Below are 15004 nucleotides of genomic sequence, written 5' to 3'. Positions count from 1 at the left end.
TGTTTTTTACAGATCTTCTCAATTCATTAACCCAGAGCTAATGACCCAACTGATGCATTTATCATTTCTATCTTTCATAATACTTCAAATTTACTTAACGATCCCTTACGTGTATGAAATTATGATTCGCCTTACATACAATTAAAAAAGCAAATCGTACTTCTATTGTGCCTATTTTAGCCTTCATGTGACTATAATTGTAGCATAAATCGACTAATTATTATGAAACGAAGACCATCCCATACCCCCCGTAAATTGAGAATTTCAGAAAAAGATAAAGCCTTAAACTCAACTTTTACCCGCTCTTAGTTCCTTGAATATTGACTATACACTAAAGTAGCCTAATTACCCTATTACCAAACAGGAACAGTTATCCAGCCCCAAATTTTTATAAACAGGATCTTTGGGCTGGGGGCTTGAGAAAAATGAGAAACAGCTGGGCTCTTTGGCTTTGTGCTGTTCCAATGCCTGATTAATGGTTGAATTAATTTCCCATTGGGTTGAAGTCCAGCCATATAAGCCACGTAACTGGCGAATAATCCATAGCTTGCTGCGCAATTGGCGGATGTATTTGACACCTGCTGATTCCTCGTCCGAGGAGTAACCATTGATGTCATCTCTTAATTGCAACAGCCGGTTCTCAAAATTCGGATGTTGCTTATTGACTTCTATAAACCGTTTAATGCACTGAACTGCCAAATTTTTTTGAAATTTTAAACAAAAACGATGGTCTTCACCGATATTTCTTAAAATCCGTTTCAATTCTCCATAAGGCATATTTGCCTTAATCTCTTGCAGATAAGGATTGGAATAACGATAAGCTTTAACTGCAGAATCAATATCAGAAAGTTTATAAAGATTAGTTTTGCGGGCACCATTGTTTAATAAGTGCTTCATTATAAAATAGGCATTTTTACCCACATTTTGATCATTGCGAAATGTATGAACACGCTCTAAAGCAACATCCAAAGGTGTTTTACCTTCTTTATTTTTTACATTAATAAACTGGCCAAACATACTGATTGTTTCTTCGTAGCGATATTCACCCATTTTAATAGCAGTGTGTAATGGTGTATCCCCGTTTTCAAAACCAAATTGTTCATGACACAGTTGCTCATAGCGCACCATTGATTCTTGAAGCTGACGTAAGAGGGCTTCATTAGAGCTATGTGGTGGAATAATTTCTTTAAGCAATGCCTTTGTTTCTTGTTCACTCAATTGAGACACATAATCACGGAATTCTTTAATGGAGAACAATACCGCGCGCAAACGAGCAAGCCTTGCCGTCAAGGTTTGAGTCACCAAGGCGACCTGGGCTCGATCAGCGGCCTTTTTTATATTGCGTGATTCTTTTAAAGTCTGCTCAATTAACTGCGTTGGAATTAAAATATGCTTATAAAAAGACTTCCATTTCGCCTTGATAAAGGCATCATTGTTGCTTAGGCTGGCAAAAGCATCAATGTCTGCATAATTCCGGTATTCCTTGTTATCAAAGGGATTGGCAATATAACCAAATTTAGTAGGCCAATAGGAATTACACGAATTTTTTAAACAGGCAAGGGATAGCAAATCATCAACAGTAATATCAAACGCATGAGCTCCATGAGTTAAATGAAAAGGCCTGCGAGTCTGAAAACCCATGATACTGTCCACGAACATGAGATCATGATCGATTTTAAAAAATACCGCATGGGGTTTGCTGTCTTTTTCAACCAGGTAAAAACCAAAGTTTCCTTTATGTAAATCATCCTCTTCAAGAGTATATGAGGTTGAAAGAATACTCGCTAAAGACTCATAATCAATGGTTAAAATACCCTTTGCTTCATCTTCAACCAAATGTGCATAAAAACCTTGTGGTAGATTATTCAAAAAATTAATCGGTATATCCTTTGAATCATCGACTTTTACTTTTGTGTATCCACAACCAAGCTGTTGCGAATTGGTTAAAGTGTAAAAAGAATGTTCCAATCCTTCTTTTTTGGCGATTACATGTGACAAATGTTCGATAGCCAAACCCAGGACGTTTTTACCCTCATCAATGACCAAATGAGAGTTAGGTGTTAAATTGGGTAATAAAAATAAACGTGCTAATTGGCTAAATGTGACTTCTAAACGTGAAAAATCAGCACATCCATGCTTGTTTTTTTTATAAATAATCTTATTCCCAGTTGGCTTATATATTGCCTTTAGGTAAGCTTCATGTCCTGATGAATTTGAAACGGGTCCTGGAGTGATATCTTCAACACGAAAATTGCCAGTCATGAAACACTAGAATAGAAGTAAAAATTGTACTAAATTTTAACATGCAGTTTAATATAGATCAATGCTCATCCGATTCTATGGTTAAATCACCCTCGGGTAAGTCAAAATTTTTACCACTCGTCAAACGAATTTGTAAGCCCACATTATTTTTGGAATCAGCATATTTGATAGCATTTTCCTGTGAAATCAAACCATTTTTATAAAGTTTCAATAAAGCCTGATCAAAAGTCTGCATTCCCTGTTCAGTGCTACGCTCCATAACTTCCTTAATCTCATCAATTTTTCCTTTTTCAATTAAATCAGCAACATAAGGTGTATTTAATAAGATTTCTACAGCAACCATTCGTTGCTGGCTTACCCCAGGAATTAGACGCATGGAAATAATAGCTCTTAAATTCAGTGATAAGTCCAAAAGTACTTGCTTTCTTGCATCTTCGGTAAAAAAATTAATGATCCGATCCATAGCTTGATTTGCATTATTCGCATGCAAAGTGGAAATGCATAAATGACCTGTTTCTGCGTAGGCAATTGCATGTTTCATGGCATTGCGCTCGCGAATTTCACCGATTAAAATTACATCCGGAGCCTCTCGCATTGCATTGACTAAGGCATTATCGTAACTCATCGTATCTATGCCTACTTCACGCTGATCTACTATCGATTTTTTATGCTGGTGGAGAAACTCTATAGGATCCTCGATTGTTAAAATATGTCCACTTTGATTCTGATTACGATAATCAATCATTGCCGCGAGAGTAGTTGATTTCCCCGAACCAGTCGCACCGACAACTAAAACTAAACCACGTAGCTCCATGACTATAGACTTTAAAATAGGTGGTAAGTTTAATTGTTCTATGGAAGGAATTTTATTCTTAATATAACGCACAACCATAGAGATATCACCGCGTTGGCGAAATAGATTAATCCTAAAACGCCCTACTTCAGGAATGGAAAGCCCCATATTCAGTTCCATTGTGGCATCAAATTCTTTACGCTGATCATCATTCATCAATGACAAAGCAATTTCAGCCATTTGTTGTGATTTAAGCGGAACATGGCCAATGGGAAAAATAACTCCCTCAATTTTAATATTAGGAGGGGCTCCTACACTAAAAAAAAGGTCTGAAGCACTTTTATCTACCATTAATTTAAAAAAAGGAGTTATGTCCATATATCCGTCCCCAGAATGCGCATACTTTTCTTTTAGTATATTCTACTTGTGCTATTTTATATGAAATTTTAATGGTTAATTTTAATACAGTCACCTTCCACAAAAGCGGAAGGTCTATAAAAACAATAGTCTTGCTACAAACCTTACCTTGCGGAATAAACTCAACAGACCCCCTGCTTGCGCAGAGGGTGACTACACTCTTATACCTACGTCACCTTCCACAAAAGCAGAAGGTCTATAAAAACAATATTCTTGCTACAAACCTCACCTTGCAGAATACCCTCAACAGACCCCCTGCTTGCGCAGAGGGTGACGCACGCCTATACACACGCTACCTTTCGCAAAAGGCTGACGAGCTCCTACACATGCGTCACCTTCCGCAAAAGCGGAAGGTCTATAAAAACAATATTCTCGCTACAAACCTCACCTTGCAGAATACCCTCAACAGACCCCCTGCTTGCGCAGAGGGTGACGCACATACACACGCTACCTTTCGCAAAAGGCTGACGAGCTCCTACACATGCGTCACCTTCCGCAAAAGCGGAAGGTCTATAAAAAGAATAGTCTTGCTAGAAACCTCGCCTTGCAGAATAACCTCAACAGAGCCCCTGCTTACGCGGAGGGAGACGTTTTTGGCCAAGGAAGCAGATTTTTAATCAGAACCTACATTTTTTCTAAAACTTCATGCAGGTATTTAACAGGTTCTATAGTCATGGAGGAGTTATTCTGCTTAGGCGCATTGGCAAAAGGAATTATTGCGCGTTTAAAACCATGTTTTGCTGCTTCTTTTAGGCGCTCCTGCCCACTTTGTACCGGTCTGATTTCCCCCGCTAACCCCACTTCACCAAAAATAATGGTTTCGCGATCAAATACCCGATTACGCAAACTGGAAACCACTGCAGCTAATAAAGCCAAATCTGAGCCTGTTTCTGTAACTTTTACTCCACCTACTACATTGATAAATATGTCTTGATCGTAAGTGGCAATTCCTCCATGCCGGTGTAAAACAGCAAGTAATATAGCCAAACGATTGGATTCAAGACCAACAGTAACACGTTTGGATTGCTGCCCGTGTGCTTCATCAACCAATGCTTGCACTTCAACGAGCATGGGTCGTGATCCCTCCCATGTAACCATCACCGCGCTCCCTGAAGTAGGTTCTGGTTGACGCGATAAAAAAATTGCAGAGGGATTAGCGACCTCCTTCAACCCTTTATCCGTCATCGCAAACACACCCAGTTCATTCACTGCACCGAACCGGTTTTTAATAGTGCGAATGACTCGGAAACGACTGTCATTTTGCCCTTCAAAATATAAAACACTATCAACCATATGTTCTAAAACTCGTGGTCCTGCCAAAGCACCTTCTTTGGTTACATGACCTACTAAAAACACCGCTGTTTGTGTCATTTTAGCAAAACGCACTAACTGCGCTGCCGATTCTCTGACTTGACTAACCCCGCCTGGGGCAGAACTTATAGTTTCGGTAAAAATAGTCTGCACCGAATCAATCACAATGATTTTAGGCTTTTCCTTTTGCGCTTGGGCAATAATTGCTTCAACTTGTGTCTCTGCCAAAAGTCTTAGTCCCGCCAAGGGTAGTCCTAAACGTTTGGCTCGCATAGCAACCTGCTGCAAAGATTCTTCGCCCGTTACATATAGTACAGTTTCCTGAAGAGAAAGATTGGCAAGTGTTTGTAATAATAAAGTAGATTTACCTATGCCAGGATCACCACCGATAAGAACCACTGAACCATAAACCAAACCACCACCGAGTACGCGGTTTAACTCAGATAAACCGCAATCCATACGTACTTCCTTATCCATAACCACATCTTCGACAGCAGTGATAACTGAACGCTGATTAATCCAGGAGCCACTACGCGTATTTCGGCCCGCTGCGATAACGCCCTCTTCTGCAATCGAGTTCCATGCGCCACAGTGGGTACATTGCCCAGCCCATTGTTTAAAAAGCGCTGCACATTGATTGCATACAAATTGGGTTTTTGCTTTCATCTTGATTCCATTATTTTAGGTAGTACTTACTATACACGATTTAGGCTATAGAGACGTTATGATCTGTGTCTTGAGTTTCAAACCCTTTTTGCTTTAAACACAACTGAATTTTTAGGTTGAATCCTTAGAGTAACCCAGTATAATCATTACATTTTGTACACTCAGGATAAATTCTATGAGCAAAGGCTTCCATTTTGAACAGTCAATTACGGAACTGGAAGAAATTGTCAGGCAATTAGAAAAGGGAGAGCTCACTTTAGAAGATTCCCTCAAACAATTTGAAAAAGGAATAAGCCTGGCACGGCATTGCCAAAATGCGTTGTTAAAAGCCGAACAAAAAATAGAACTATTAACTACCGGTGAACCAAGCTCGGACGAACAATTAAGTGATTAGCAAATATATAAATCGACATGAATCTTATCTAAAGCAGGTCATTGCTGATTCATCTGTTCCTGCAGTGATCATACGCTCCGCAATAGACTACTCCCTTTTCCCTGGTGGAAAAAGAATCAGGCCTATTTTAGTCTATCTTACTGGAAGCCTGCTTGATGTGGATCTAAATATTCTGGATGCTATTGCTGCTGCAGTAGAATTAACACATTGCTACTCTTTAATTCATGATGACCTCCCAGCAATGGATAATGATGACTTACGCCGAGGAAGACCAAGTTGTCATAAAGCATTTGATGAGGCTACTGCGATTTTGGCTGGGGATGGCATGCAAGCATTAGCTATTGATGTGCTTTTAACTTATCTTCCCCACTTGGTGCAACCTGATCGCATCATATCCATTACTCGCGAGCTTGTTCAAGCAACTGGTATTAGCGGGATGGTAAGCGGGCAGAGCCTGGATTTATCTGAATTAGCAAAATCTTCTATTGATGACGAGCGACTCAAAGAAATCCACCATCTTAAAACGGGACGACTTATCCTTGCATGCATCGAAATGGTTTTGAGGATACAATCAACACCCGAAGCTTATCAATCAGCTTTGCGAACCTATGCGAACCACATTGGTCTCGTCTTCCAAATGCAAGATGATTATTTAGACTACCATGCTCCTGCTGAGTTTTTGGGTAAAGGACGTTCCTCTGATTTGGCGAATAAAAAAACGACTTTTGCTACGTTATATACCAAAGATAAATTAGAGATGGAAATCAGCAGACACTATGAAATTGCTCTTGATGCATTACAAATATTTGGTCAAAAAGCGCTCTTATTGATTAAATTAACCAAAGAATTACAAGAACGTAGTAATCGATTTTAGCCTCCTGAGTAAAATAATCTTCTGGGTCTTGATTTGCGCATTGATTTATTTTAAAGAATGGTTGTTCGCCATCGCGTCATTGACATATTTTTGTCATGTACACAGATATATGTATACGTCCTGAAAGCCCTTGTGTATACATCATCCTTTGTTCAACAATAAACTATACAATATACTCAATGCTTGCGATGATTGTACAATCAATGTGCCAAGGAGATTTGTATGTTTTTTAAAAAAGACCCCACGCTACAGCAAAACAAACTCGGCCTACTTGAAGATGAGTTGAAAAAATCACTTAAAGGCGACTTATTAAATAATACATCGTTTATAAGTAACTGTGTAAAAATAGAAAATTTTTTAATGGATGTTGAAGCTGTCGAACATCAACTTAAGTCTTTAAATGATCTACTCGCAACAAAGTTAAAAAACAGCAACTTAAAACCAGGAGAAAAACGGGCAACGAAGCAATTACGAACACTGATTCAAGAACTACTAATCAGTGCAGGATTTAGAAGCGGGATGATCCAAACAGTAGGAGATAAAGGATTGAGCAAAGAAGATTTTATGTTTTTAACCGCTTCAGGATTTATGCTCAAAGACAGCAGCCTCAGGGGTAAACCTCATGGTGAATTTACTCATGCCCTCCAATGGTGTTTAATTATATTGAAACAGCAAGAAGATCCGAGTTTTCTTGATAATATGGAAATTAAAGATATTTGTGAGAATATTTTTAAACTTTTAGGTCATGAAAATTCAACAACAACACATCCATTTAATTGTTGGGATCAACTTGTTGACAGGGCAGGAGCAGACGATGCTCGATCACCAGAATGGCTTTCTGAGCATATTCAAAAGGATGAAAATACAATTTACCCTTTATTAGCTAAAATTATAAGTTTAAGAACCCAAAAAGATTCTAAGGCACACTTAGAACAGAAACTAAAAAATCCCCCTGAACGGTATGAAAAACATCCTGAAATTGAAAATATTCTTATGCCTAAATTGAATAAGTAAGATTGCCTCTACTGTTTTAATCCATTTAACAGTAGAGGATAAATAGCCCTCGTTGCAAGCTCATTAGGCTCAGTCATGTATTTTTGTATCCTACCTCACCCACTTATTTGCGCCTTGTTTCGAACTCAATGGATGATGCTCTAGGTAATTTAATAAAACCAAAAGCAGACCAACTGCAGCATGAGACTAACTTTTAAGCTTCACTATTTGTGATACTGGCACCATTGTTTCTATTCCGAACTCTGTTTTCCTTTGCTCCCCTTTCCAGGCATGTCCATAAACGACTTCATAAGTCAGAGGGTATTTCCCGTTGTTAGTCTGCATTGTGGCATAGTTTTGTTTAAATTGTTGCCAAGCTGTTTTTCCAGTTAATCCCTGGTTCCTTTTGGGATTAATATTTTTGACTCCTTGGGCCTTTAAAGCATGTAACAATTTAGGCAAACTTTCATAATGCACTGCCAGCAACTCCATATCGATAACTGGATCCAAGAAATGTTCAGACATTAAACAATCACCTACATCATGCATGTCAGCAAATTCATTAACATGTGCGTAATGGTTCACACCAATCCAGGCGGCTTTTAACTCCTGAAACGTATCAGGCCCTAATGTAGTAAACATCAAACATCCATTTGTCTTGATTACTCGATTTAATTCGCGAAAAACCGACGTTAAATGCCGTCCCCAATGAATCACCTGATTGGCAAAAACCAAATCAAACGATCCGTCTGCAAAAGGCATACGTTGCATGTCTGCTGCAACTAAAGACCATCGACGGCGCCAACTTTGTTTTTTCCGTGCCTGAACTAACATGATCTGGGCGAGATCCAAACCTACAACTTGTGCTTTGGGATACATTCGTGCCAATTCTTGGGAAAAGAAACCAGGACCACAACCCAAGTCCAAAATACGTTGCGGTTTCATGTTTAAATAATGCAAGCGTTCTAATAGACGGCCCCCTATTTCTTGCTGTACTTTAGCAGCAACTTCATATTCGGTGGCATGTCGATTAAATGCCTTGCTAATTTCATAGATAACAGCCATTATAAAACCAGGAAAGATTAAAGGAATCCAACTTCTCGTGCGTCAAAAAATATGGAGTTTAACACAAAGTTTACGTATATACTCAATATGTATCTTATGTAAACAATACCACAACGATAAAATGGCGGTATGTTCACATTGCATTGAACTCATGCCTTTGTTAGGTCCTGGTTGTCACCATTGTGCTTATCCCTTACCAGATACCCAATTTCTCGTCTGTGGGCATTGTATTAAAAATCCACCCTCTTTTGACCGCGCATTCATTAAGTACACTTTTGAAGAACCCTTGCGTACCCTTTTACACCAATTCAAATATCATAATGGTCTTTATCTTACTTCGTTTCTAAGCTATTTAATTTTTAAATCACTATCAAGCCAAGTGGAAATGCCTCAATGTTTGATCCCTGTCCCCATGCATCCACAACGAATTAAACGGCGTGGATTTAACCAAGCAGCCATCTTGGCTCGTTCTTTAGCTAAAAAATTTAAACTCCCGTGCGATTTATTCAGTTGTCAAAAAACGCTCAACACCAAACCGCAAGCAGGATTAGATGAAAAACAAAGGAAAATAAATTTACGTTCAGCCTTTGTTACACACCAACTACCTTATCAACATGTTGCCATTATCGATGATCTACTAACCACCGGTAATACGGCAAATGAACTGGCGTACACTTTAAAGAAATCTGGAGTGAAACAGGTGGATGTTTGGTGTTGCGCACGCACCATAGAGAAACACTGATGATTCCAATGTCTAAATTGACCTAAAGTCTTTGCAAATCATTCATTAATAAATGGACTAATACCACACAGAATATAATAAATACCAGCCTATGCAATAATAGTTCCATTGCCACTGATACGGGTTTACCGCGGATTTTTTCGACTAGGGCATAAACTATAGAACCCCCATCTAATCCCGGAATAGGAAATAAATTAATCACCGCAACAGCAAGACTTAAAGTCGCAATAAAAAACGTAAAAACCACTATCCCCTGGGTCAGTGAAGCCACTGAAGCAGCAAAAATGCCTATAGGACCTAGCAGTGCGGAAAAAGGGATTATCCCTGAAAATAACTGTTTTAATGTCACCAGGAAAAAATAAGTCATATGCATCATTGTGTCATTTGCTTGATATATTGCATCAATAAAAGATGAGGCACGTAATTTGCTTTTTGCTGCAGATAAATTGGGTTGAATACCTAATTGTGCTAATAAAGATAATCTTGCTCCACGAAATTGTACATGGCTTAAATCAAGTACTGCATTGGCCTTGTTGCCATCGCTGCGATTAAGCACTACAGGAATACCTTTTTTCCCCCAAAGAATGACTAATTGCATGCCCACATCACTCCAAGTTGGGGTAGCATGATCACCAATGGATACGAACATATCTCCGGGAAGCATTCCTGCTTGAGCTGCAGTGCTGTTGACTTGTACTTCTTTGATTTCAGGGATGTGATAACTAAGACCTACAGAGTATACGAAGACAAAAGCAAACCAAGCAGTGATGAGATTGGCCACTGCTCCCGCTAACAAAATCAGGATACGTTGCCAAACTGGCTTTTTATCAAAACATCCCGGATATTCTGCCGGCTTTACAGGACTAATTCGAGTATTCTCTAATTGGACATACCCTCCCAAAGGAAAAAAGGCCCATATCCATTCACAACCGCTTTTGCCTCGCCAGCGCAATAATGGCTTACCAAATCCTATGGAAATTTTTTTAATCTTTACTTGAAAAAAACGAGCTAATATTGCATGCCCCCCCTCATGTATCCCTACTACGAGTAATAACGTAAGTATTATGGCGATAATTGCCAAAAGCATAGGTCACTCCTTTATCGTGTTCGTGTGTTATCTACAACTAGCTGCAATACTGGAACTTTTTTTCCTTTACTCGAACTAAGTCCATATCCCTGACGATAAACTTCAAAAATTCGATACGCCTGATTTGACTCACTATCAATTAATTCAACGTCATCCCCTTGCTCATCAAGCAATGTTACAGTTAAATGAATTTCACGAAATCCCGCGATATGATAACGCTCCTTAAATAATTCTAATACACGCGCCAGGCTTTGTGTCGCTTCTTCGCCACTATGCTCGCCTTGTAAGATTATGTCCATGATTCATTCCCCTCGTCAACTTGGGCATTTGAACAAAAACCCTCTACTATTGTTAGCGGCAAAATAACAATGCACTTTAATTTTACAAGAAGATATTTTTGACTCATTTTAATTGCTTTTCCTAAAGCTTCGGAAAATGAGGTGTGATAAGAACCGAGCGTGGAACACGAATACGCATTTAAGATATTGAGCGCTGAATCAACGAATCAATACACCATCTCAGATAGAGGTTAGAAAAAGAGTTAATGGTGAGCAAATAAGCTCTGCAGCAACAATTACAAGAAATATACCCAGGGTACTCTACAAATTTAACCACTAATCGTTTACAATTCACCGATTGACTCAATAATTTCAAATTCACTAATTCATAATCTTATGGTGTTTGTTGCTTGCGGGCTAAATCATAAAACTGCTCCAATAAACGTGCGTGAAAAAGTCGCCATGACTCCGGCTGCCCAAGATTCTTTGCTCAACAGCCTATTTAATCTCCCGGGAGTTAACGAAGCCGCTATTTTATCTACATGTAATCGTACTGAAATTTATTGTGATACACATGATCCTCAGGTTCTTGCACACTGGCTTGCACAAGAACATCAACTATCGTATGAATTGTTGTCTCCTTTTTTATATTTATATAAAGGCCATGAAGGGATAAAACATACTTTACGGGTCGCTAGTGGTTTGGACTCGATGATGATTGGAGAGCCACAAATTCTTGGCCAAATGAAACAAGCTTATCAACATGCATGTAATCTTGGTACCATAAAAACAGAATTGCGCTCAATTTTTGAATATATTTTTAGTGCATCAAAGCGTGTACGCACACGAAGTGGTATAGGTACCAATCCTGTTTCAGTTGCTTATGCCGCGGTTCAACTGATTGGCCAACTCTTTACCGACTATAAGTCACTCAATGTCTTTTTAATTGGTTCGGGTGAAACTGCTTCTTTAGTAGCAAAATATTTACACCAACAAGGCGTGCATCATTTCATGGTAGCAAGCAGAACCCAAGAAAATGCAGCAAAGCTTGCTAAAACCTTTAATGGAAAAACGATCCCTATCAGCGATATAGCTCAACATCTATCTCAAGCTGATGTTATTGTCTCTGCAACAACTTGCCCCATTCCATTTATTAATAAGGATTTGGTAAAACAAGCATTAAATCAAAGAAACCATGCCCCAATGTTTTTTTTAGATTTAGCAGTACCTCGAGATATTGACGCCAATGTCAAAGAAATCGAACAAGTGCACCTCTACAATATTGACGATTTGCAGACAATGATAGAAAAAGGCATCGAAGAAAGGCGCCTTGCTGCATTACATGCAGAGCAATTAGTTGATGATGAACTAAATAATTACATTCGCAAACACCGTTCTCTTAAAGCCAAAAAAGTCATTTGTGATTATCGTAACCAAATGTATGATCTGGCACAAAAAGAATTACAACGTGCTTTGAAAAAACTTTCTGCAGGCCAATGTCAGCAGCTTGTTTTAAATGAGTTTAGCGAACGGTTGGTGAATAAACTGACTCATAATCCCACAGCCGGTTTAAGACAAATAGCCAAAGATGGCCGAGAAGATTTATTTACCTTAGCACAATATCTTTTTACTACTACAACACGTCAATCATCTTATGAAGAAATCTCTTGAACTAAAACTGCAGCAAATGCTTGAGCGTTATCAGGAAGTGGGACGCTTATTATCTGAAGCATCAGTTATTGCTGATCAAAATCAATTTAAAACTTTGTCAAAAGAATACGCACAACTAGAGCCCATAGCTACTTGTTATGAAACATACATCGAAGCAAAAGATAATGTCTCTTCCTTAGAGGAGTTACTTGCCGGAGAAGACAAAGAATTAGCCGCAATGGCGGACGAGGAGTTAGCGAGCGCAAAAAGACAAGTAGAAGAGCTCGATGAGCAGCTACAATGGCACCTGATTCCCAAAGATCCAGATGATGAACGCAATATTTACCTCGAAATCAGGGCTGGGACTGGAGGAGATGAAGCAGCGATTTTCGCCGGTGATCTTTACCGTATGTACATTCGTTATGCAGAAGAACAAGGCTGGCAACAGGAATTAATCAGTGCAAGTCATGGCGAACATGGAGGATACAAAGAAATTATCACGCGAATTAGTGGTAACGCTGTTTATTCTCAACTCAAGTTTGAATCTGGGGCTCATCGTGTACAACGTGTTCCTGAAACTGAATCGCAAGGGCGTGTTCATACCTCAGCCTGTACTGTTGCAATCTTACCCGAAGTCGATGAAATTGATGATATTCAAATTAACCCGGATGATCTACGTATAGACACCTACCGCTCATCAGGAGCTGGTGGACAGCATGTCAATAAAACAGACTCTGCTATTCGCATTACCCATATCCCCACTGGAGTCGTTGTTGAGTGCCAAGATGAGCGATCTCAACATAAAAATCGTTCTAAAGCGATGTCTTTACTTAAAACGCGCTTGTTGGATGCAGAACAAAGTAAACAGAGGAAAGAGCAAGCACAAACTCGTAAATCGCTGGTTGGCACAGGTGATCGTTCTGAGAGAATTCGTACCTATAACTATCCCCAAAGTCGTTTAACGGATCATCGAATTAATCTAACAATTTATCAATTAAATGACGTAATGGAAGGCAAGCTGTCTTTAGTGGTTGAACCTTTAAAACGTGAATATCATGCTGAGTTACTCGCAGAACTAGGACGAAATGATTAGTATTTCTACAGCTCTAAAACAAAATCCCCAACGGGAGGCTGAAATTTTATTAGGTCATGTTTTAGATAAAACCAGAGCCTACCTATTTGCTCATCCTGAAACGTTGCTTACACCTAAACAATTAGCTGCATTTGAACATTTAATGGCTCAAAGGGCTAAAGGAATCCCCATTGCTTATCTCATGGGCCAACGTGAATTTTGGTCTCTTGATTTAAAGGTCAATGAACATACTTTAATTCCACGTCATGAAACAGAACTACTTGTGGCATTAGCCTTAGAATTTATCCCTGATCAGCCTGATACTCATATTCTTGAGCTGGGTACTGGCAGCGGAGCTATAGCCTTGGCCCTAGCCAAAGAAAGACCAAGCTGGCGAATTGTTGCGTGCGACATCAGCGAAGATGCGCTGAAAGTTGCAAAAGAAAACGCACAGAACAACAAAATAGAAAATATAAACTTTTTTCTATCGGACTGGTTTAGTGGAATTCCGCAACGTCAATACCATGCCATTGTAACGAATCCCCCCTATATTGCAAAAGACGATCCACACTTGCAACAAGGTGATCTACGTTTTGAGCCACGAAATGCACTAGTGAGTAGTCAAGAAGGCTTAGCTGATCTACAATGTATCATTGAGCACGGTTATGAATATCTTTTACCTCAAGGTATGCTCTTGCTTGAACATGGATTTGATCAAAAGTCTAAAGTACAAGCTATACTTAATAGATTAAGGTATAAATCTATAAGATGTTGGCAAGACATCCAGGGCCATGACAGAGTAAGTGGGGGTTGGCGATAATATTATTGATGATACAATAGTTTTTTGGTATATCTAAACCCTTTCCTTTCTGTAGTCCCAGGTTAAGCGCTGGGGAGGGAGACTAAAATGGCCGAACAATTAATTGATAAAAACAATGAGAGACAATACAACGTGAAAAGCGACGCAATAGGTAGCATGGGAATTACCCCCTATCAGGAAACTGCGGGGGAAGAATATATGAATGAGAAGCAGCTAGCACATATTGAAAAAATATTGTTAGCCTGGCGCCAATCATTAATGGAAGAAGTTGATCGTACTGTAACACATATGAAAGACGAAGCCGCTAATTTTCCCGATCCGTCAGACAGAGCAAGCCAAGAAGAAGAGTTTAGCATCGAATTACGTACACGTGACCGCGAACGCAAACTCATCAAGAAAATTGAAGATGCATTAGAACGATTAAGAAATGAAGACTTTGGTTATTGTGAAGCATGCGGTATTGAAATTGGTCTCAAACGCCTGGAAGCAAGACCTACTGCAACTTTATGTATTGATTGCAAAACTTTGTCAGAAATTAAAGAAAAACAAAACCAAGGCTCTTAAAGTATACTTTCTTTCA

The 15004-nt window shown here is 39.1% G+C and carries 14 protein-coding genes; 8 read left to right on the top strand and 6 right to left on the bottom strand.

The window, feature by feature from the left end; genetic code table 11:
• Positions 1-345: 345 nt before the first annotated feature.
• The 3 genes from ankK to radA all read right to left on the bottom strand — a co-directional run bounded on the left by ankK (position 346) and on the right by radA (position 5449).
• Positions 346-2262 carry a Dot/Icm T4SS effector AnkK/LegA5 gene (gene ankK, locus EKG34_RS06465; RefSeq protein ID WP_080619831.1) on the bottom strand — a complete coding sequence of 639 codons (1917 nt, stop codon included), beginning with the start codon at positions 2260-2262 and terminating at the stop codon, positions 346-348.
• A 58-nt stretch (positions 2263-2320) separates the two neighbouring features.
• Positions 2321-3433, bottom strand: a complete 1113-nt coding sequence (locus EKG34_RS06460; protein WP_003632959.1) for a PilT/PilU family type 4a pilus ATPase — start codon at positions 3431-3433, stop codon at positions 2321-2323.
• Positions 3434-4096: 663 nt separating this feature from the next.
• Positions 4097-5449, bottom strand: coding sequence for a DNA repair protein RadA (radA, locus tag EKG34_RS06455; RefSeq protein ID WP_003632963.1), 1353 nt, complete (start codon positions 5447-5449; stop codon positions 4097-4099).
• 175 nt (positions 5450-5624) lie between these two features.
• Here radA and EKG34_RS06450 point away from each other — a divergent pair, with 175 nt between their 5' ends.
• The 3 genes from EKG34_RS06450 to EKG34_RS06440 all read left to right on the top strand — a co-directional run bounded on the left by EKG34_RS06450 (position 5625) and on the right by EKG34_RS06440 (position 7731).
• On the top strand, positions 5625-5843 hold the full coding sequence (locus EKG34_RS06450) for an exodeoxyribonuclease VII small subunit (RefSeq protein WP_003632964.1): 219 nt from the start codon (positions 5625-5627) through the stop codon (positions 5841-5843).
• Positions 5836-6717 carry a polyprenyl synthetase family protein gene (locus tag EKG34_RS06445; protein ID WP_003632965.1) on the top strand — a complete coding sequence of 294 codons (882 nt, stop codon included), beginning with the start codon at positions 5836-5838 and terminating at the stop codon, positions 6715-6717. Before EKG34_RS06450 ends, EKG34_RS06445 begins: the two co-directional genes overlap by 8 nt.
• A gap of 222 nt (positions 6718-6939) precedes the next feature.
• On the top strand, positions 6940-7731 hold the full coding sequence (locus tag EKG34_RS06440) for a LirA/MavJ family T4SS effector (RefSeq protein ID WP_003632966.1): 792 nt from the start codon (positions 6940-6942) through the stop codon (positions 7729-7731).
• A gap of 186 nt (positions 7732-7917) precedes the next feature.
• On the opposite strand, the gene bioC is transcribed toward EKG34_RS06440, so the two are convergent.
• Positions 7918-8775, bottom strand: a complete 858-nt coding sequence (bioC, locus tag EKG34_RS06435; protein ID WP_003632968.1) for a malonyl-ACP O-methyltransferase BioC — start codon at positions 8773-8775, stop codon at positions 7918-7920.
• A 37-nt stretch (positions 8776-8812) separates the two neighbouring features.
• On the opposite strand from bioC, the gene EKG34_RS06430 reads away from it, so the two are divergent.
• Positions 8813-9517 carry a ComF family protein gene (locus EKG34_RS06430; protein ID WP_012978820.1) on the top strand — a complete coding sequence of 235 codons (705 nt, stop codon included), beginning with the start codon at positions 8813-8815 and terminating at the stop codon, positions 9515-9517.
• 22 nt (positions 9518-9539) lie between these two features.
• On the opposite strand, the gene EKG34_RS06425 is transcribed toward EKG34_RS06430, so the two are convergent.
• On the bottom strand, positions 9540-10604 hold the full coding sequence (locus EKG34_RS06425; RefSeq protein ID WP_003632970.1) for a M50 family metallopeptidase: 1065 nt from the start codon (positions 10602-10604) through the stop codon (positions 9540-9542).
• Between the two features lie 11 nt (positions 10605-10615).
• A complete protein-coding gene (locus EKG34_RS06420; protein ID WP_003632971.1) occupies positions 10616-10903 on the bottom strand; it encodes a hypothetical protein in 288 nt (95 codons plus the stop codon).
• A 375-nt stretch (positions 10904-11278) separates the two neighbouring features.
• Between EKG34_RS06420 and hemA the strand changes: the two genes are divergently transcribed.
• From hemA to dksA, 4 genes are all read left to right on the top strand, one after another.
• Positions 11279-12553, top strand: a complete 1275-nt coding sequence (hemA, locus tag EKG34_RS06415) for a glutamyl-tRNA reductase (protein ID WP_080619832.1) — start codon at positions 11279-11281, stop codon at positions 12551-12553.
• Positions 12537-13625 (top strand): peptide chain release factor 1, encoded by a 1089-nt coding sequence (gene prfA / locus EKG34_RS06410; RefSeq protein WP_080619833.1) that lies wholly within the window; start codon positions 12537-12539, stop codon positions 13623-13625. The genes hemA and prfA overlap by 17 nt, the downstream gene beginning before the upstream one ends.
• The gene (gene prmC, locus EKG34_RS06405; RefSeq protein WP_080619834.1) at positions 13618-14424 is read left to right on the top strand and encodes a peptide chain release factor N(5)-glutamine methyltransferase; all 807 of its coding nucleotides are present in this window, start codon (positions 13618-13620) and stop codon (positions 14422-14424) included. The genes prfA and prmC overlap by 8 nt, the downstream gene beginning before the upstream one ends.
• 87 nt (positions 14425-14511) lie before the next feature.
• Positions 14512-14988 (top strand): RNA polymerase-binding protein DksA, encoded by a 477-nt coding sequence (dksA, locus tag EKG34_RS06400; protein WP_012978818.1) that lies wholly within the window; start codon positions 14512-14514, stop codon positions 14986-14988.
• Positions 14989-15004: the final 16 nt, after the last annotated feature.

Source organism: Legionella longbeachae (assembly GCF_004283175.1).
Taxonomy (GTDB): Bacteria; Pseudomonadota; Gammaproteobacteria; order Legionellales; family Legionellaceae; genus Legionella; species Legionella longbeachae.
The sequence above is the reverse complement of the archived record's forward strand: the minus strand, read 5'-3'. Positions and strand labels throughout refer to the sequence as shown.

What these genes read in the sequence shown, in the direction of transcription:
- ankK (WP_080619831.1), bottom strand. Translation starts at nt 2,262, where the DNA reads ATGACTGGCAATTTTCGTGTTGAAGATATCACTCCAGGACCCGTTTCA.
- EKG34_RS06460 (WP_003632959.1), bottom strand. Translation starts at nt 3,433, where the DNA reads ATGGACATAACTCCTTTTTTTAAATTAATGGTAGATAAAAGTGCTTCA.
- radA (WP_003632963.1), bottom strand. Translation starts at nt 5,449, where the DNA reads ATGAAAGCAAAAACCCAATTTGTATGCAATCAATGTGCAGCGCTTTTT.
- EKG34_RS06450 (WP_003632964.1), top strand. Translation starts at nt 5,625, where the DNA reads ATGAGCAAAGGCTTCCATTTTGAACAGTCAATTACGGAACTGGAAGAA.
- EKG34_RS06440 (WP_003632966.1), top strand. Translation starts at nt 6,940, where the DNA reads ATGTTTTTTAAAAAAGACCCCACGCTACAGCAAAACAAACTCGGCCTA.
- bioC (WP_003632968.1), bottom strand. Translation starts at nt 8,775, where the DNA reads ATGGCTGTTATCTATGAAATTAGCAAGGCATTTAATCGACATGCCACC.
- EKG34_RS06425 (WP_003632970.1), bottom strand. Translation starts at nt 10,604, where the DNA reads ATGCTTTTGGCAATTATCGCCATAATACTTACGTTATTACTCGTAGTA.
- EKG34_RS06420 (WP_003632971.1), bottom strand. Translation starts at nt 10,903, where the DNA reads ATGGACATAATCTTACAAGGCGAGCATAGTGGCGAAGAAGCGACACAA.
- hemA (WP_080619832.1), top strand. Translation starts at nt 11,279, where the DNA reads ATGGTGTTTGTTGCTTGCGGGCTAAATCATAAAACTGCTCCAATAAAC.
- prfA (WP_080619833.1), top strand. Translation starts at nt 12,537, where the DNA reads ATGAAGAAATCTCTTGAACTAAAACTGCAGCAAATGCTTGAGCGTTAT.
- prmC (WP_080619834.1), top strand. Translation starts at nt 13,618, where the DNA reads ATGATTAGTATTTCTACAGCTCTAAAACAAAATCCCCAACGGGAGGCT.
- dksA (WP_012978818.1), top strand. Translation starts at nt 14,512, where the DNA reads ATGGCCGAACAATTAATTGATAAAAACAATGAGAGACAATACAACGTG.